The organism is Nostoc sp. FACHB-280 (assembly GCF_014697615.1).
GTDB lineage: Bacteria > Cyanobacteriota > Cyanobacteriia > Cyanobacteriales > Nostocaceae > Nostoc_B.
The window spans coordinates 295,177-312,768 of the sequence record NZ_JACJSD010000001.1 but is presented as its reverse complement, the minus strand read 5'-3'; the positions used below and the strand labels follow the sequence as shown (position 1 = coordinate 312,768).

The following is a 17,592-nucleotide window of genomic DNA, read 5'->3' as shown; positions in this document are numbered from 1 at the left end:
AAGTTTACCCTTAAAAAACCTTGCATATATATAATTATCTTCAAAACTTACACATAAGTAAATTTAAAGTATCAATTTTTGTAAAATAATATTGCCGTTAATTCATTTGGGTTCTGTGGGGTCACAGGTACAGAGTGGTATCGTTACCATGAGATAGGGTATTACTAGCAGAACTGTATGACAGAATTTTGTCTTCAAGCTCCCTTTTCACCGACAGGTGATCAACCACAAGCGATCGCACAACTTGTTTCCAGTATCCAATCGGGTAATCGTTACCAAACTTTACTGGGAGCTACAGGCACCGGCAAAACCTTTACAGTAGCAGCAGTAATTGAGAAAATCGGTAAACCAACCTTAGTTTTGGCACATAACAAGACTTTAGCTGCACAACTGTGTAATGAGTTACGTGAGTTCTTTCCCAAAAATGCAGTTGAGTATTTTGTCAGCTATTACGATTACTATCAGCCAGAAGCTTATATCCCAGTCACAGACACTTACATTGAAAAAACGGCTGCGATTAATGATGAAATTGATATGTTGCGTCACTCAGCGACGCGATCGCTGTTTGAACGTCGAGATGTGATCGTCGTTGCATCTATTAGCTGTATCTACGGTTTAGGGATTCCCGCCGAATACTTAAAAGCAGCCATACCCTTAAAAATTGGGATGGAAGTTAATCAACGGGAAGTTTTGCGCGATTTAGCCTCAGTACAATATAGCCGCAATGATTTAGAAATGGGTCGGGGACGTTTCCGCGTCCGGGGTGATGTGTTAGAAATCGGACCAGCCTACGAAGATAGAATTATTCGGGTGGAATTTTTTGGTGATGAAATTGATGCAATTCGCTATATTGACCCGGTAACAGGCGAAATTATTTCGAGTTTAGAAGCTGTTAACATCTACCCAGCGCGACACTTTGTTACCCCAGAAGAACGCTTAGAAATTGCTTGCGAAGATATTGCCTTTGAATTAAAACAGCAAAAACTAGAATTAGAAACAACAGGCAAATTATTAGAAGCCCAACGGATAGATCAGCGCACTCGTTACGATTTAGAAATGTTGCGCGAAGTGGGTTATTGTAACGGCGTAGAAAACTATTCCCGTCACCTTGCAGGCCGACAAGCAGGTGAACCACCAGAATGTTTAATTGATTATTTCCCGAAAGATTGGCTGTTAGTTATTGATGAATCTCATGTGACTGTGCCACAAATTCGGGGGATGTATAACGGCGACCAAGCCAGGAAAAAAGTGTTAATTGAACATGGATTTCGTCTGCCCAGTGCTGCCGATAATCGTCCTTTGAAAGCAGATGAATTTTGGCAAAAAGTAAACCAATGTATTTTCGTTTCAGCAACACCGGGAAATTGGGAATTAGAAATTTCTGATAATCATATTGTTGAACAAGTAATTCGTCCCACAGGTGTTATTGACCCAGAAATTTCTGTGCGTCCCACCGAAGGACAAATTGATGATTTACTAGGAGAAATTAAAGACAGAGTTGACCGTCACGAAAGAACGTTAATTACAACATTAACTAAGCGGATGGCGGAAGATTTAACAGAATATTTGCAAGACCATAGCATTAAGGTACGGTATTTGCATTCTGAAATTAATTCCATTGAACGGATTGAAATTATTCAAGATTTACGCGAGGGAAATTTCGATGTATTAGTTGGGGTAAACTTGCTGCGGGAAGGTTTGGACTTACCAGAAGTTTCCTTAGTGGCAATTTTAGATGCTGATAAAGAAGGTTTTTTACGTGCTGAACGTTCTTTAATTCAAACCATTGGTAGGGCGGCGCGTCACATTCGCGGACAGGCAATTTTATATGCTGATAATTTAACAGACAGCATGATTAAAGCCATTGAAGAAACAGAAAGACGGCGGAACATTCAAACTGCATATAACCGCATACATGGAATTACACCGCAACCGGTTGTCAAAAAATCGAGTAATGCAATTTTGTCGTTTTTAGAAGTATCGCGTCGGTTAAATGCTACAGAATTAAAAGTTGTAGATGAACATATCAATGAAATACCGTTAGAGGATATTCCCGACTTAATTATTAAGTTAGAAGCCCAGATGAAAGATGCCGCCAAAAAACTAGAATTTGAAGAAGCAGCAAAACTGCGCGATCGCATCAAACATCTGCGAGATAAATTACTAGGTCATTAGGTGACAAAGTGCTGAGTTAAAGACTAGGTAAATCAATAAAAATAGGTCATTTGTCATTTAACATTCTTACGAATGACAAATGACAAATGACAACCTAACTACCTAGCAATTCTCCCCATATACCTCCCCCAGAGTTGAGCAGCTTGGGCGCTGCTACCGTAAGTGGGGGAATTATTATCATTTCCTAGCCAGATACCTGTTACCAATCGGCGGCTAGGAATAAACCCAATAAACCAAAGGTCAACGTTGTTATTAGTTGTCCCTGTTTTACCAGCTTCTCCCAAACCAATAGCTGCACTACGACCAGTACCTCTACTTACCACTCCCCGCATCAAGGTAGTCATTTCATCAGCTACCTCTGTGGAAAGAACTCGTTTATTAGCCTCACGGTTTTGTTGGTCAAAGGAATAGATGACACGACAGGTTTTTAAATCTTTTCGATCCTTACAATCACCACTGTCGAGAATGCGGCTAATGGCGTGGGGGGGATTCCAAACACCTTGATTCCCAATTGCACCAAAAGCCCCGGTCATTTCTAAAACATTGACCACACTTTGACCGAGTACCAAACCAGGAACCGGATCAAGTTGTGACTTTACCCCCAATTTCTGCGCCATAGCCACAACTTTATTTAAACCAACTTCCTTGGCAACTCGCAAAGCAACGGGGTTTTCTGACAGTGCCAAACCCGTGGCAATATCTAAACTGACATCAGCACCAGCGCGACAAGGTTTATAAGTAAAGCCCTGCCAAGGCAAAGGGGCGCAAGAATAAGTTTTATATGGTGAAATGCCTTGTTGGATGGCTGCGGTGTAGGCAAAAATTTTAAAGGTAGAACCTGGTTGTCTTTTGGCTTGGACAGCACGATTGAATTGACTTTTGCGGTAATCAGTACCGCCGACCATTGCCAAAATACTACCTGTTTTGGAATCTAAAGTAACGATCGCCCCTTGGGAAAAACGCAAGTTTGAACCTTCATTATTCACAGAATTTCGCAGTGAGGCTTCGGCTTGGGCTTGAATTGCTGGGTCAAGTTGGGTTTCAATGATGTAGTTTCCTTCCCTAGCTGCACCTTCACCCAAAATTGAGTCTAGTTCTTGAAAGACATAACTATAAAAATAAGGTGCAATAGTTTTGGCTTGCTGTTCGCAAACTTTGGGGCTGACTTGGACTGTAGAACGTCTCGCCCGATTTGCATCTTCTTGGGAGATTTTGCCCATTTCCAACATCCGCTTAATTACACGATTGCGGTAATCAGCAGCTTCTAGTTTATTGGGGCCATCACCACAAAAATCAAACGCATTGGGCGCGGGTAAAATCCCAACTAATGTTGCGGCTTCGGCTAAGGTGAGTTCTTTGGCCGACTTCTCAAAGTAATACTTAGCAGCATCTTCAAAACCTGAAGTATCTCCCCCCAAAAACACACGATTTAAATAAGTCAGCAAAATGTAATCTTTGCTATAAAAAGTTTCTAGCTTTAGTGCCACAATAGCTTCACGCAATTTTCGTCCCAGGGAGTCTTGGGAGCCTACATAATCACGGAATAAACTACGAGCGACCTGTTGGGTAACTGTACTCGCCCCTTGCTGTAAATCGCCACTGCGACTATTAATTAATACTGCCCGTAAAATCCCCAAGGGGTCTACACCAACGTGCCAGTAATAACGGCTATCTTCTGAAGCGACGACTGCATTGGCTAAGTAAGGGCCGAAGTCTGGCAAGGTCTTCATATCTACGTGAGAAGTGGTTCGCGGTTCACGTAGAGGTGTTGAGCCATCACGAGCATAAACTATGACTGGGGCGCGAGTAGCTGTAGGTAAAGGTCGAACGGTAAACTTCATCCATTCCACACCAATGACCAAGGCTAACAGCGCACTAGCACCGCCCACTCCATACCCTGCCCAAGTTCCAGCTTTGACATACCATGCTGGTGGATCTACATATTGCAATCTGACTGATGCTGCTAGTTCTGGCGGCCCTAGAGTGATGATATCGCCATGCCGCAGTTCTAGAGAAGTCAGCCGCCGTTTCCCCAGATAAATACCATTGGTTGAGCTTTCATCTCGAATCACGAACACAGGTTTGCGTTGGGTAGAGTCCCGCGACAAAGACAGATGAATTTGGCTGACAACTGGGTTACGAACAACGATATCGCAAGATTTAGAACTGCGTCCTAGAATATAGCGATCGCCCAACAATGGGTAGACCTCTGCCTTATCCGCCCCTGCATCCTGTACCCAAAGTTCCGGTACTCTAGCATTTGGCTTCAGCGCCAGCTTGGAAAAATCGACCCTAGCTTGAATTGTATGTACGGCTTGAGTCAGTTGACCAAGTATAGTTTGTGGCTTTTGGGGAGGTTGGGGAGAATTCATCGGCTATTAGATCACGATTATTTGAGAGTGAAGAATCGGCGAATGGCGATTGTCTGACAGGTCTTTCACCATTTTACTCATAAGCCACAGCAGAAGTTGGGACAATTCCGCATCATTGCGCCTTGAGCCATATTTGTCAATCAGCTTAACAATCCAACGCAATGTATTGAAGTTACACTACACTTAGCGATCGCATCAAAAATCAAGTTGGCTGAGTCAAGTGAAGAGAATGCTAGTGCGATCGCCCAATTAAATTAACTGAAAACTCAAAGTCCGCGTAACTTTGCGCTTACCTCCGCGCCACTCCCCGTTTAAAATTAAGCATAGTATAGTACACCATATATATGAATATTTCCTTGACTCCAGAAATACAACAATTTATTCAAAATCAAGTTGCAAGCGGTAAGTATGCTTCAACAGAAGAAGTGATTATTGCGGGTATTCAACTGTTAGAAGAAAGAGAACGTATTTATCAAGGTAGATTTGAGGAATTGCAACGAGAAATCATGCTTGGAGTCGAAGCTTCAGAACGAGGGGAAGTTATTGACGCAGCAACGATTTTTCATCAACTAGAACAGAAACTACAACAGCGTCGCCAGCAGAGTAATAAATGAGCAATATTTGTAAATTTACTGCTCCTGCAAGTCGGGATATTGAAAGCATTATTGATTATGTTGCTGACAACAGTAGTTTTGATGCTGCGGAGCGGTTGCTGAAAAAAATTAACAAACAGTGCAGTAATCTAGCAAACTTTCCCAACATGGGACGCAAGCGTGATGAACTTTTACCGTTATTACGTAGCTTTCCTGTGGATGATTATCTGATTTTTTATCGTCCAATTGCAAGCGGAATTGAAATTTTACGGGTAGTTAGTGGTTATCGTGATTTAAAAGCACTGTTTGATGAGGAGTAATAAGTGGTAATGCAAAATTAAATATACATTCATTCCTGCGCGCGTCCGATAAATTTCTCTGTGTTGCTACTAGGAATGTTTTGGGGAAATCCACTTGGTTTGGGAAGATGATTTAAGTTAATAACGAGATTATAAATTTGAGTAATATCTCCGACTGTAATGTTGTCTTTAGCTTGGACATTCTTTAATATTGCTTGTACAACGCGACGCTCTGGATTTGTAGTCATGGTTTTAAATAAATATTAAGCAGCATTCACCATGTAGGTTGTATCATTCACAATGTCGGCGATCGCATTCACAATGCTAAGTATACTGAGGTTTGTGTTGGGTTTCACTATAAAAATTATGACTAGTATAGGTTGGGTTGAAGAATGAAACTTAACACATATAGGCTTTTGTTGGGTTTTGCGATCGCTCCAACTAACCTACATTTCTTCTTCAGTGAATCAAAAAGGTAGTTTTGAGCATTATTTGGAGAATGCTTCAGTAGCTCAAATAACAAAGGTGGGAATTGTTGAAATAGTTTATAAAATATCGCATCTCGTCGCATAAAAAATTTTAATACTTATCAGGAAAATATTTAGCCATCTAGATTTTGTCTGAAATAAGTTATTTGGTTTACATTGATAAATTTCTGATTTTTATCTATGTATCTCTGATTCTATCTGGGGTTAGTTGTCAGATGACTACAATTTTTTGATAATTTTTTTGTATTTTAAACAACGAATTTGCTTCAGTAAAATTATTGAAACTCATTGATTTCAATAGAGATGACTAAATTTTATAGCAAAAATAAACATCAGCTTTTAGGATGATTTTCTAAATTTAATTGTTTGGTTTAATGGGGCGAGTGTTCTGTTTCCGTTGAGGTTAAGTTCATAATGAAGGGAAAATCTCTGTCGTTGATTGGTACAGCTTTGACTTTGGCTTTGAGTGCTAATGTTGCAGTTGCTCAATCCAGTAAATCCCCAATTGCTCAGTCCAGTAGCCCATCCACTAGTTCACCAACGGAAATTCAGCTGTCACCAGAAGGTTTCAAAATTCTGTGTGAACGTTTCCCCTTAAATTCCCGTTGTCCCAACGGTCAACCACTTACCCCATCTTCTTCTGGTACTACCACAGTACCCGAAACACAGCCTTCTGGAAGCACAACCAGCCCAGACAGCACAACTACCACACCTGGATCAACACCTAACAGCACAACAGTACCTGCTGAACCTACAACTCCTGGCAGTACAACCGCACCAGATTCCACGAATCCGACCAATACAATTCCCGCACCTGGTAGCAGCACACCAGATTCCACAACCCCTGCACCAGATTCCACAACTCCTAATCAAATTACACCAGCCCCAGATTCCAGCACTCCTGGCAGTGTAACTCCAGCCCCAGATTCCAGCACTCCTGGTAGTGTAACTCCAGCCCCAGATTCCAGCACTCCTGGCAGTGTAACTCCAGCACCAGATTCTACAACTCCTAATCAAATTACACCAGCACCAGATTCCAGCACTCCTGGTAGTGTAAATCCTGCGCCTGGCTCTACCGGCACACCGGACAACAGCATTAAACCAGGTTCTGCATCTCCTTCCAAGTAAAAGCAAAAATTTGGTTAGGGAAACTTCTGTGGTATAGCGTCTAATTCAGTAATTAATGATGACGATGTGTAATTAGACGAACATGATATGACAGGTAGTTAAAAGCTAGTGGAATTGATAAATTATAAGAGAGAGTGCGATCGCATTCTCTCTTATAATTTTGGCTACTCAAAATAAAAAGTAACGCTGCGCCATTGGTAAAACTGTTGCAGGTTCACAAGTCAGCAATTCGCCATCAGCCCTGACTTCGTAAGTTTCTGAGTCTACTTCGATGTGTGGTAATGCGTCATTTAGCTTCAAGTCACCTTTACTTATCTGACGGGTTCCAGTCACCGCCACAGTTGATTTTTTTAATCCCAACTGCTGGGGAATTTCTCTTTCTAAAGCGGCTTGGGAAACAAATGTGAAAGATGTTGCATTCCTCGCACCAGCAAAACTACCAAACATTGGTTGCATGTGAACGGGTTGGGGTGTGGGAATACTGGCGTTAGCATCACCCATTTGCGCCCAAGCTATCATTCCACCTTTAATCACTATCTCTGGCTTGACACCAAAAAATGCAGGTCGCCACAAGCATAAGTCTGCAATTTTTCCGGCTTCTACAGAACCGACATAATCAGCAATTCCATGTGTAATTGCAGGATTAATAGTGTATTTTGCTACGTATCTTTTGGCGCGTAAATTATCGGCTTGGTTATCTCCCTCTAGGCTTCCCCGTTGTACCTTCATTTTATGGGCAGTCTGCCAAGTCCGAATTATTACCTCTCCCACTCTCCCCATTGCCTGGGAATCCGAAGAAATCATACTAAACGCGCCTAAATCATGCAAAATATCTTCGGCGGCGATGGTTTCTCGACGAATGCGCGACTCCGCAAAAGCCACATCTTCCGGAATACTGGGGTCGAGGTGATGACATACCATCAACATATCTAGGTGTTCATCTAAGGTGTTGAGGGTATAAGGTCGAGTGGGATTTGTCGAAGAAGGGAGAACATTAGCTTGACCGCAGACTTTGATGATATCGGGTGCATGTCCACCACCTGCGCCTTCGGTGTGGTAAGTATGAATGGCGCGGTTTTTAAAGGCGGCGATGGTATCTTCCACAAACCCGGCTTCGTTGAGAGTGTCGGTGTGGATGGCGACCTGGACATCGTATTCATCAGCCACACTCAGACAAGTATCAATGGTGGCGGGAGTCGTCCCCCAGTCCTCATGCAATTTTAAACCCATTGCACCAGCTTGCACTTGTTCTGCTAATGCTTGGGGTTGACTGGCGTTACCTTTACCCAAAAATCCCAAGTTCATCGGAAAAGCATCGGCCGCTTGTAACATCCGGTAAATGTTCCAAGGGCCGGGGGTGCAGGTGGTGGCGTTGGTTCCGGTGGCGGGGCCAGTTCCACCGCCAATCATGGTTGTGATTCCAGAGGCGATCGCAACTTCAATTTGCTGGGGACAAATAAAATGTATATGGCTATCAATTCCGCCCGCCGTGAGAATCATTCCCTCCCCGGCTAAGGCTTCAGTTCCAGGGCCAATAATAATATCTACGTTGTCTTGAATATAAGGATTACCCGCTTTACCGATTTTAAATATCTTGCCATCTTTAATGCCGATGTCTGCTTTGACGATTCCCCACCAATCAAGGATTAAGGCATTGGTAATGACTAAATCGACAGCACCATCGGCGTTAGAAATCGGCGATTGTCCCATCCCATCACGAATCACTTTACCACCGCCAAACTTCACTTCATCACCGTAGGTAGTAAAGTCTTGTTCGACTTCGATAAATAATTCTGTATCAGCTAGGCGGATGCGATCGCCTACTGTCGGCCCGTAGGTTTCTGCGTAGGCGCGGCGAGACATTCTATAACTCATAACTAATCCTGATAATTATTTTTTATTCCCATCTGAAACACTCCCGCTACTGAGAATAGATTTTAGTTTTAGGGTATGTATACTGAAGTGGGTTCAATTCCTAGTTCACTACGCCATTGGGTTAGGGGTTTATCCCAACCTTCTTCCCATTTTTGGGCTATGAGGGGTTTAGCTTTTGCTCCCATACGATAGCCTATGGCAATTTGTGTTAATAAATTATCCATTTGTTCTGGTGCATTAATTAATGTTCTCATTAATCCCCCTGCTAAGAGAATGATGGGTAAGGGGATACGAATTTGAGCTAAACAAAATGCTTGTAATCCTAATTCACCATTGACATCAAAGCCTAATCCTGTAACTACATGCCAAATATCATGAGTTTGTCTGAGGCGATGCAAGATATAGCTGGTGTCATCTGTGATTTTTAAACCCCGATAATAATTGGGATCAAAACCTGTGTCTTTTATATATTTAGCAAAAGCATATCCTAGTGAACCTTCAGGACATTTGCCGATCGCTTCCATATCTGGAGGTGGTGCAATATAACGTTCTTGAATAATTTGTGCTACTTCTGGTTTTGATTTGATATATTCAATTGCTAATTTGGTCGCTTTGATGTTAATCATTCCATCTTCAATATCTGGAGTTGCATCAGCACGACCAGGATCTATAAATAGAGTAATTGCACCTTTTAATGTGTTTAAAAATTCTAGATTTAACCCGCGTAAATCTTTCAAAAACATCTGCATCCTGCCTTTATGTATTTGGTTTTAAGGCATGAAAGCCTTAACTATAATTGGCCATTTACCTTAGCATTAAATCCGTAAACTTGCCGACTACCAGTAAAGGGTATTAAAGTGACTTCCTTTTCATCCCCTGGCTCAAAGCGCACTGCTGTGCCAGCCGGAATATCAAGGCGCATTCCTTTGGCTTGTTCTCTATCAAAAATTAATGCAGAATTGACTTCATAAAAGTGAAAATGTGAACCTACTTGAATCGGGCGATCGCCTGTATTTGCCACTGGCAATTTTACAGTCGGACGACCTGCATTTAGTTCTAGTTCCCCTGCTGCTGTGATAATTTCTCCAGGTATCATAGTAATTTTATAAAATAAATTTAACGAATTGGATTATGTACTGTCACTAACTTTGTGCCATCTGGAAAAGTGGCTTCTACCTGGACTTCATGTACCATTTCTGCGACACCTTCCATGACATCATTTCTGCTTAATAAAGTTGTGCCGTAACTCATCAATTCCGCAACAGTTTGTCCATCTCTTGCGCCTTCTAAAATTGCAGCAGATATATAAGCAACTGCTTCGGGATAATTTAATTTCAAGCCTCTTTCTTTGCGTCTTTCCGCTAATAAAGCAGCAGTAAAAATTAATAATTTATCTTTTTCCTGCGGCGTAAGTTGCATCTTTGCATCCTTTATCGTTCGTTTAAATCTGCCAAACTCTGGGTATACATATACTACGACTTAAAAAAGATGTTCGTAGTATGTGCCAAACAGCTGTAAACCAGTTTCGCACCTCAGATGTGGAAGCGCCGCGATATCTACACAAAAGTCCATGTTCTAGTTGTGTCACGCCTACTAAGTGTTGAGTGGGGAGTGTTGGTTCGACTTCGCTCACCAAGCGGGAGTGGGGAGTAGGGAGTGCTGTACACTGAGCGAAGTCGAAGTGTGAGTATTGAGTGCTGGGTGTTGTTTCGGCTCCGTTCACCAAGCGGGAGTGGGGGGTAAAGAGAGAACGTGCTTGTTCGACGATTTCTGTGGAGACAGGATGGCCAAGCCAAATCAAGCTACCGACAATTGGCTGTCCAAATAAACCAGATGGACTGTGAAAAATTTCGGAGTTTCCTGGTAAAAATTGACGGTCTATCCATAATGGAATACCTTGTCGCCAAATTTCAGTGTGCGATCGCCATTTTCCTTGTAAGAATTTCTCTCCTCTCGCACTGCGACCAAAGCGTGTGATTTCCCAGCCTAAAAAACAGGCTCCGGGTGCTAATTCTACCCGTAAATCTTGGCGATAATCTGCGCCGTTAAACAAAATTGTTTCTTGAGGTAACAATTCTAAACAAGCGCCTGGATCAATTTGAATATCTAGAGTTTGTCTGGCTTGTAAGCCATTACTGCGATAGATTTTACTGGCTGCGGCTGTGGTAATTAAAGCTTGAGTATTGGGTTTGAGGTGGAAATAAGATGATAAGCGATCGCCACCCACCACACCCCCGGCTGTATGTAAAATGACGCTATGACAGACTTGTTCACCTTCTGGGTAAAACGGACGTTGCACTTTGAGCGGTGCTTGATGATGGTTATAAATTAGCTGGGTCGAATTTTGGCAATTATCATATACTAAGTTCAGTTTTCCCTGCCAAGCTGTTGTGGTTTGTGGTTGATCAATCATTGTGAATCCAAGAAGTAGTAACACTCAAACTTCCACCTCAGCAATTTTAATTGAAGGAGGCAGGAAATCTGCGTAAATACTCCTAAATAAAAATATCCCCAACTTCTCAACGAAGAGAGGGATATGAGACTGTTGTTGAAATTCTCAATTTCTGTCTACATCTTTATACCTCATCAGTTCAATATATAGCGGAAAATTATGTTGCTCACCTGCTAGTTGATTTTCAACCTCAAAAGTGAAGTTTTTAGTCATCTGTGCTGACCAGTTTTTCTCATATAGCATCAGCATAGTTGGGACTTTTCTCACATTGTTGTTTTGGCAAGTTGACATTTGTTGGAAATCTTTAAACTTCACACATAAACTATCAACAGCTAAAGCGATGTGAGTAGTCATTTTCATGCTTCTATTCACAGCATCTAACATTGGTTCAGCTTTAATATCAGTCATACCCAAATAGCCGATATTCTGTAAGTCTTCCATCGTTCGCAGCATACTAACACTGTTGTAATTAGTGCTGACTAAAGTACCACCTCTAGAATGTTGAGAATTCCTAGTACTTGCTTTTATGGCTCCAGAGATTACAGGTTTTTCTTCTAACAAATTACGCTGCTGATTAGTAGCATTTTTTAATGCTATTTGATCATCATGGAAATCATAAACATAAGTTGGCTCTGCGATCGCACCTGATATAAAAAAGTGCTGTCCATCTTTTGACCAAACTAAATCATCATGAGAGTTGGGAATACTGATTTGTTGGCGTTGAACTAATGTACCTGTACTGAGATCATAAACCATCACCCATTTTAATGGCGGAGTTTGGCGATCGCTTGATTGATTAGTGAATTTCTGCCCATAATCACTAATCAGCACTAATAGAGTTTTGCCATCAGGGCTAAGAGCTATACTAATCAATTCAGTAGTATCACTATAATTGCTGATCGATAACTCTTTGGTGGCTAAAGGTACAAGAGTCGAGACAGACAAAGTAGTAGATGTTGTGTGGTTAATAGATATTGACATCACACCAGTTTGATGAACATGCTTAGTAGCCATAGCACCTACAGATTGGATGTTGATGCTTAAGGTACTTACAAGTATAAGTACTGGTAGATATCCTGGATGTCTGCTAATTACCATGAAATCTTCCGATATCTTGATGTAAGAGCTAAACAAGAGTTTTCTTTATAACTTAGATTTCATGCAAAATTACGTGGTTTTTTATATTTTTTTAATACTTTCTCTAATAACAGTTTCCCTCTACTGTTTTACTCTTTATAGAACATACACAGTAGAAGGAAATATTTTATCTATTTCAAGTTTACGTAATCTTGATTAGTAGTTGAAACCTCTTATATTCTCTCACTCATCTATTTACTTCATCAACAGTTCAACTACAACAGCAATTAGTTAGAAAAAATTACTATCCACTTTCTAAGCTCAATATCTTTGCACCAACAATTCTTTTAACAAACTAATCTCATTGCTCAACAATTTTACATGATTTTATCTACTGGCTGTTTCTATAGAAACATTCATCTTCTGCCAAAAAGAGAAATCTTTATTCATCTGTGCTGACCAGGTTTTATCATGAGTCATCAGCATTGAATCTACCATTTTCTCGGCATTTTTGTTTTGGCAATTTGTTGGTAATTTGGCATTTTCAGAATTAACACAGGCGTTTTCTGTTACAAAAGCTAAGTAAGTTGTGACTTTGAGTTCTCTATTTAAAGCATCGGATCTGGGTTCAGCATTAACTTCATTCATCCCTACATAAGCGATGTTTTGTGAATCTTCCATTGTCCGCAGCATACTAATAGCGTTGTAGTTAGTGCTAACCAGTGTGCCGTGTCTGAGAGATTGAGAGTTAGCTACATCATCGGAAGTATTTGCTTGAGATGTCATACTAGCAATCATTTCGTTACTCATGAATACTTTATTAGCACCTACTGGCATTTTGTCATATTTACTCACAGTCAGACCCACTAAAGTTCCAGACATTGAATCTGTATTCTGAAATAATCCACCGTCATAATTAGGAAAGACGGCTGTTGGGTTAACATTTTGTGTTAGCTCAATAAAAGGAGTGTGTGCTTGATATTGATTACTCGCTAAAGTGGCAAAGGTCGAATTGATTGTGGATGAGGTTGCACTACCTTCTAAATAATTGACAGACTGAGCATTCTGCGCGTTAACCGATTGGATGTTTGCACTTAAAGTAGTTGCAAGTACGAGTCCTAGTAGATAGCCTTGACTTTTGTTAGTTAGCATGGAATCAATCTTCCTGTACCCTATAAATTTTATCAGTGAAACTTTCTTTCTTTTTATTTAATTTTTAGGTTAAGATAAGATTAAACTCAGGATATGTGTGACCTTTATAAAATGTAGGTAGATTTTAGGTAAATTTTTGCAAATTAATATCTGAGCAAAAATTATTCTATAGGAAATAATCTTGGTTGATGTAATCTGCCTTAACAATCTAAAAAGCTCATGAGATAAGCTTTTTCTTGCTCTTGGCCTTAAATATAACAACATTGCGTCACACAATTATTAAAAATAGCTGAAAGATTCCAGATAAATTGAAAAGGTCAATTATGTCTGGACAATTTAGGTAGTTTTTGCACAAATAATTAATTCTGTAAAGTAGTTTTGGATACAATTCGCGTCTTTTTGAGTTCGGCTGAGGAGAGTTGTTCACCACTTTGCAGTCGGGTTGCAGATGTTTGCAAAACATTGGCGGCGTTAGTGTCACCGATTTGTAAGGCAGTGTTCGCCGCAGTTTGTAACATGGTTGCAGCCCCAATGCGATCGCCTTGTTGTAATTTCATCTCTGCTAACTGAGTTTGGCGATATTTGGCTAATGTCAAAATTGACTGCTGTACCTGGGGATTGAGGGCGGGTTGATATTGGCGCAGGAAATTAGCAGATATATTAATCATCGGAGAAAGTAAGCCTTCTTGCTTGGAGGCGGGGTCATCGTAACAAATCTGCATCTGTCCAATGACTTGTTCTCCTGCTGGTAATTTTCCTAAATAAAGATTGACTAAAACTACCCGGTCTACATCTTGCATTAAATCACCCAGTCGCACTTTAAAGCCGCCATTGCTGGTTTGCTGCACTGGTAACTCGATTGTGTCTGGAAAAACTTGGGCGATGGGTTTTAATTCTGCTAGTCGGATATGAGGTACTAGGGAAAACTGCAAATAAGCGTTTGTTAGCCCTATTGATGATATTCGCCCAAACAACCGCCCAAATTGTTCTAAAACTTGTTCTGGATGCTCAATATAAGCCAAACTACCGCCGCCAGCATCAGCAATTTTTTCTAGTAAATCTGAGTTCCAGTTATTACCGAAACCGAGAGTATTAATGGTCAGATTGATTTTAGCTGCCTTTTGCGCCAGTTCCAGACAGCGTTTGTTGTCATCGTTGCCAATTTCCCACTTCCACAGCCGTAAACTGCTTTCACCATGTCCATCAGTGAGAAGGAAAGCTTGAGAAACAGCGCCTTTAGCACCTTGCATCAGTTCTGTGATGCCTAATTCTAACCCGGCAGCAATAGCAGTACCGCCACTGGCGATGAGTTTTTTTGGCAATAGTGATTTAATGGTGCTGGGGTCTTGAATTACTTGATAGGGAACAATCACTTCCGCAGAACCAGAAAAAGCCACTATTGAGATGCGATCGCCAGGTTGTAACTTATTTAATAATTGCTCTACTGCTTGCATCACAGTTTGCATTGGTTTGCCGTGCATTGAACCGCTTTTATCCAGAATTAAGCATAAATTCAACGGCAAACGCCCCTCAACCTGATCAGCAAGCGCAGAAACCGAAACTACTAATTGACGTTGACTGCTGACTTGAGCCACATCAACGTTACGATCACTTAGCAACGAGAGCAATTTAACCTTCATTGTGGCGGGATATCTTGCAACACAGTTTTGGAGACAATGCGAGTTTTTTTGCGATCGCTTTCGCTTAAATCTCCTCCCGATTGTAATTGCGTGGCAGAAGTTTGCAAGACTGTGGCTGCACCTGTATCACCCATTTGCAAAGCAGTTTTAGCAGCAGTTTGCAGCATAGTTGCAGCCCCAACGCGATCGCCTTGTTGTAATTTTGCTTCGGCGAGTTGGGTTTGGCGATACTTGGCTAAAGCCAAAATTGATTGCTGCACCTGGGGATTAATGTTTGGTTGGTAAGCCCTGGTAACATTGGCGTACACTGGGAGATTAGCGGTAAATAACCCCGTTTGATTTTGGGCAGGATCATCGTAGCGAATTTGGACATTTGCGATCGCTTGTTGACCTTCCGGCAATTGTCCCAGATAAATATTAGCTAAAATTACTCGCTCCACATCTCTCATTAAATCGCCCAACCGAATCGCAAACCTTCCATCGGCTTCTTGTTGCAAAGGAAGTTCAATTGTATCGGGGTAAACTTGGGCAACAGGTTTAAGTTCTGCTAACCGGACATTCGGCATTAAAGAAAATAACAGATAAGCATTGGTCAAGCCTACAGTTTGAATCCGGCTGAATAACCGCCCAAACTCATTCACAGCTTGATCAGGTTGTTGAATATAAGATAAAGTGCCTAAACCTGCATCAGCGATTCTTTCTAAAACATCTTGGTTCCAATTGTCGCCAAAGCCCAAAGTATTTAAAGTTAAGTTATAACCAGCAGCTAACTGAGCGAACTTAAAACAACGGTTATTATCGCCATGTTCATTTTCCCCATCAGTGAGCAAAAATGCTTGGGAAATGCGGTCTTTTTTGCCCTTAGCTAACTCCTCAATCGCCAGACGCAACCCTTCATCAATCGCCGTCCCGCCATCAGCAGATAAGCGGTTAATTTGCTTTTTGATTTGTTCTGGGTCTTCCACAGATTGATTTGCAATTAATACCTTAGCGCGATGATCGAAAACTACCACACTCAGGCGATCGCTAGGCTTAAGCCTATCAACCAACAAATTTGCGGCTTTTTTTACCGTTTCCAGGGGTTTACCATTCATCGAGCCACTATGGTCGAGAATTAAACATAAATTAATCGGCAGAGTCCGGTCTTGGGTATCTGCGATCGCGGACACAGAAATCGACAGCTGACGTTGACTGCTAGTTTGATTAGCATCAACATTGACATCATTCAGGGCAGGCTGCAAATTGACCTTCATAACCCAAACTTCCTAAATTCAGGATATATACAATAATTTAGTTAAGAATCCAGCACTCAAGAGCCAGAAATCAAAATTGAGCAAAAATTCTAGATGGTAGGTCAGTTGAGTGTTGACTGTCCTCACCATTGTGACTTCTGACTCCTGACTCCGAAATCCCGAATTCTCACCATATTTATAAATAACTTCAAATCGCCAGATAAACGCTACGGAAAACTTATCTTGCGAAGATAGATTAATATATTCACAATAATCTTAGAAGCCTAGCTTTAGCAGATGCCAGCAATCTCGCCCATTAGCGAGGAAACCGCACCTGACTCTAGCCAGCATCGCGCTAGGATGTATTACAGTTAACGGCATAATTTCAGGCGATCAGTTGCTATGGACATTTCCCCCATCAAGGCTGTTCAAGCCCCATACTACGGCGATAACTTCTACCGGACACCGCCGCCAGATTTACCCTCCCTTCTGTTAAAAGAGCGAATTGTCTATCTGGGAATGCCACTGGTACCTGCTGTGACGGAATTAATCGTCGCTCAATTATTGTACTTGCAGTCAGACGACCCCGAAAAACCTATTAAAATCTATATCAACTCGACAGGCACTTCCGGTTATAGTGGCGAACCCATTGGCTTTGAAACCGAAGCCTTTGCCATCTATGACACCATGAAATACATTAAACCTCCCATCCACACCATTTGTATTGGTTCCGCGATGGGTATGGCTGCCATGTTATTGAGTGCTGGTACTAAAGGTTGTCGCGCCAGCTTGCCCAACGCTACCATTATTCTGCACCAGCCCAAGAGCTACGCCCAAGGTCAAGCAACTGATATTCAGATTCGGGCGAAGGAAGTTCTGGCAAACAAAGCATCGATGGTTGAGATTTTGACCCGTACCACCGAACAGACGGCCGAAAGAATCACCAAAGACATGGATCGTCTCTTCTACATGAGTGCATATCAAGCCAAAGAGTACGGTTTAATCGATCGCGTGTTTGAAAAAGAAGAACTCGCTAATCCACCAGTACCAACTAGTGTTCTTTAAGAAGGCAGAAGACAGAAGGCAGGAGGCAGGAGGTAGAAAAAATT

17 protein-coding genes are annotated in these 17,592 nt (G+C 41.5%); 5 read left to right on the top strand and 12 right to left on the bottom strand.

Annotated elements, in window-relative coordinates:
• Positions 1–177 precede the first annotated feature (177 nt).
• Positions 178–2,175 carry an excinuclease ABC subunit UvrB gene (gene uvrB, locus H6G75_RS01260; RefSeq protein WP_190978192.1) on the top strand — a complete coding sequence of 666 codons (1,998 nt, stop codon included), beginning with the start codon at positions 178–180 and terminating at the stop codon, positions 2,173–2,175.
• A gap of 98 nt (positions 2,176–2,273) precedes the next feature.
• On the opposite strand, the gene H6G75_RS01255 is transcribed toward uvrB, so the two are convergent.
• Complete coding sequence (locus tag H6G75_RS01255) at positions 2,274–4,547, bottom strand: transglycosylase domain-containing protein (RefSeq protein WP_190978191.1); 2,274 nt, start codon at positions 4,545–4,547, stop codon at positions 2,274–2,276.
• A gap of 344 nt (positions 4,548–4,891) precedes the next feature.
• Between H6G75_RS01255 and H6G75_RS01250 the strand changes: the two genes are divergently transcribed.
• Positions 4,892–5,161, top strand: a complete 270-nt coding sequence (locus H6G75_RS01250) for a type II toxin-antitoxin system ParD family antitoxin (RefSeq protein ID WP_190978190.1) — start codon at positions 4,892–4,894, stop codon at positions 5,159–5,161.
• Positions 5,158–5,460 carry a type II toxin-antitoxin system RelE/ParE family toxin gene (locus H6G75_RS01245; protein ID WP_190978189.1) on the top strand — a complete coding sequence of 101 codons (303 nt, stop codon included), beginning with the start codon at positions 5,158–5,160 and terminating at the stop codon, positions 5,458–5,460. The genes H6G75_RS01250 and H6G75_RS01245 overlap by 4 nt, the downstream gene beginning before the upstream one ends.
• A 29-nt stretch (positions 5,461–5,489) precedes the next feature.
• Here H6G75_RS01245 and H6G75_RS01240 read toward each other — a convergent pair whose 3' ends face one another.
• Entirely contained in the window at positions 5,490–5,687 is a 198-nt protein-coding gene (locus tag H6G75_RS01240) for a hypothetical protein (RefSeq protein ID WP_190978188.1), read from the bottom strand.
• A gap of 122 nt (positions 5,688–5,809) precedes the next feature.
• Positions 5,810–6,010 (bottom strand): DUF2887 domain-containing protein, encoded by a 201-nt coding sequence (locus H6G75_RS33865; RefSeq protein ID WP_190978187.1) that lies wholly within the window; start codon positions 6,008–6,010, stop codon positions 5,810–5,812.
• A 331-nt stretch (positions 6,011–6,341) separates the two neighbouring features.
• On the opposite strand from H6G75_RS33865, the gene H6G75_RS01230 reads away from it, so the two are divergent.
• Positions 6,342–7,055 carry a hypothetical protein gene (locus tag H6G75_RS01230; RefSeq protein WP_190978186.1) on the top strand — a complete coding sequence of 238 codons (714 nt, stop codon included), beginning with the start codon at positions 6,342–6,344 and terminating at the stop codon, positions 7,053–7,055.
• Between the two features lie 168 nt (positions 7,056–7,223).
• Here the strand turns inward: H6G75_RS01230 and ureC are convergent, their stop codons facing one another.
• From ureC to H6G75_RS01185, 9 genes are all read right to left on the bottom strand, one after another.
• A complete protein-coding gene (gene ureC, locus H6G75_RS01225) occupies positions 7,224–8,930 on the bottom strand; it encodes an urease subunit alpha (RefSeq protein ID WP_190978185.1) in 1,707 nt (568 codons plus the stop codon).
• Positions 8,931–8,998: 68 nt separating this feature from the next.
• The gene (locus H6G75_RS01220) at positions 8,999–9,673 is read right to left on the bottom strand and encodes a Coq4 family protein (protein WP_190978184.1); all 675 of its coding nucleotides are present in this window, start codon (positions 9,671–9,673) and stop codon (positions 8,999–9,001) included.
• 47 nt (positions 9,674–9,720) lie between these two features.
• Positions 9,721–10,026, bottom strand: a complete 306-nt coding sequence (locus H6G75_RS01215) for an urease subunit beta (protein WP_190592403.1) — start codon at positions 10,024–10,026, stop codon at positions 9,721–9,723.
• Between the two features lie 20 nt (positions 10,027–10,046).
• Positions 10,047–10,349 (bottom strand): urease subunit gamma, encoded by a 303-nt coding sequence (ureA, locus tag H6G75_RS01210; RefSeq protein ID WP_190978183.1) that lies wholly within the window; start codon positions 10,347–10,349, stop codon positions 10,047–10,049.
• A gap of 22 nt (positions 10,350–10,371) precedes the next feature.
• Positions 10,372–11,343, bottom strand: coding sequence for an urease accessory protein UreD (locus H6G75_RS01205; protein WP_190978182.1), 972 nt, complete (start codon positions 11,341–11,343; stop codon positions 10,372–10,374).
• 144 nt (positions 11,344–11,487) lie between these two features.
• The gene (locus tag H6G75_RS01200) at positions 11,488–12,396 is read right to left on the bottom strand and encodes a YncE family protein (protein ID WP_190978181.1); all 909 of its coding nucleotides are present in this window, start codon (positions 12,394–12,396) and stop codon (positions 11,488–11,490) included.
• A gap of 450 nt (positions 12,397–12,846) precedes the next feature.
• Complete coding sequence (locus H6G75_RS01195; RefSeq protein ID WP_190978180.1) at positions 12,847–13,611, bottom strand: hypothetical protein; 765 nt, start codon at positions 13,609–13,611, stop codon at positions 12,847–12,849.
• 359 nt (positions 13,612–13,970) lie between these two features.
• The gene (locus H6G75_RS01190; protein ID WP_190978179.1) at positions 13,971–15,251 is read right to left on the bottom strand and encodes a VWA domain-containing protein; all 1,281 of its coding nucleotides are present in this window, start codon (positions 15,249–15,251) and stop codon (positions 13,971–13,973) included.
• Positions 15,248–16,504 (bottom strand): VWA domain-containing protein, encoded by a 1,257-nt coding sequence (locus H6G75_RS01185; RefSeq protein ID WP_190978178.1) that lies wholly within the window; start codon positions 16,502–16,504, stop codon positions 15,248–15,250. Before H6G75_RS01185 ends, H6G75_RS01190 begins: the two co-directional genes overlap by 4 nt.
• Before the next feature lie 381 nt (positions 16,505–16,885).
• Between H6G75_RS01185 and H6G75_RS01180 the strand changes: the two genes are divergently transcribed.
• Complete coding sequence (locus H6G75_RS01180) at positions 16,886–17,548, top strand: ATP-dependent Clp protease proteolytic subunit (protein WP_190978177.1); 663 nt, start codon at positions 16,886–16,888, stop codon at positions 17,546–17,548.
• Positions 17,549–17,592 lie beyond the last annotated feature (44 nt).

Bases quoted from the DNA above. Each gene is read 5' to 3' on its own strand.
- uvrB (WP_190978192.1), top strand. From the start codon at position 178: ATGACAGAATTTTGTCTTCAAGCTCCCTTTTCACCGACAGGTGATCAA.
- H6G75_RS01255 (WP_190978191.1), bottom strand. From the start codon at position 4,547: ATGAATTCTCCCCAACCTCCCCAAAAGCCACAAACTATACTTGGTCAA.
- H6G75_RS01250 (WP_190978190.1), top strand. From the start codon at position 4,892: ATGAATATTTCCTTGACTCCAGAAATACAACAATTTATTCAAAATCAA.
- H6G75_RS01245 (WP_190978189.1), top strand. From the start codon at position 5,158: ATGAGCAATATTTGTAAATTTACTGCTCCTGCAAGTCGGGATATTGAA.
- H6G75_RS01240 (WP_190978188.1), bottom strand. From the start codon at position 5,687: ATGACTACAAATCCAGAGCGTCGCGTTGTACAAGCAATATTAAAGAAT.
- H6G75_RS33865 (WP_190978187.1), bottom strand. From the start codon at position 6,010: ATGCGACGAGATGCGATATTTTATAAACTATTTCAACAATTCCCACCT.
- H6G75_RS01230 (WP_190978186.1), top strand. From the start codon at position 6,342: ATGAAGGGAAAATCTCTGTCGTTGATTGGTACAGCTTTGACTTTGGCT.
- ureC (WP_190978185.1), bottom strand. From the start codon at position 8,930: ATGAGTTATAGAATGTCTCGCCGCGCCTACGCAGAAACCTACGGGCCG.
- H6G75_RS01220 (WP_190978184.1), bottom strand. From the start codon at position 9,673: ATGTTTTTGAAAGATTTACGCGGGTTAAATCTAGAATTTTTAAACACA.
- H6G75_RS01215 (WP_190592403.1), bottom strand. From the start codon at position 10,026: ATGATACCTGGAGAAATTATCACAGCAGCAGGGGAACTAGAACTAAAT.
- ureA (WP_190978183.1), bottom strand. From the start codon at position 10,349: ATGCAACTTACGCCGCAGGAAAAAGATAAATTATTAATTTTTACTGCT.
- H6G75_RS01205 (WP_190978182.1), bottom strand. From the start codon at position 11,343: ATGATTGATCAACCACAAACCACAACAGCTTGGCAGGGAAAACTGAAC.
- H6G75_RS01200 (WP_190978181.1), bottom strand. From the start codon at position 12,396: ATGGCTACTAAGCATGTTCATCAAACTGGTGTGATGTCAATATCTATT.
- H6G75_RS01195 (WP_190978180.1), bottom strand. From the start codon at position 13,611: ATGCTAACTAACAAAAGTCAAGGCTATCTACTAGGACTCGTACTTGCA.
- H6G75_RS01190 (WP_190978179.1), bottom strand. From the start codon at position 15,251: ATGAAGGTTAAATTGCTCTCGTTGCTAAGTGATCGTAACGTTGATGTG.
- H6G75_RS01185 (WP_190978178.1), bottom strand. From the start codon at position 16,504: ATGAAGGTCAATTTGCAGCCTGCCCTGAATGATGTCAATGTTGATGCT.
- H6G75_RS01180 (WP_190978177.1), top strand. From the start codon at position 16,886: ATGGACATTTCCCCCATCAAGGCTGTTCAAGCCCCATACTACGGCGAT.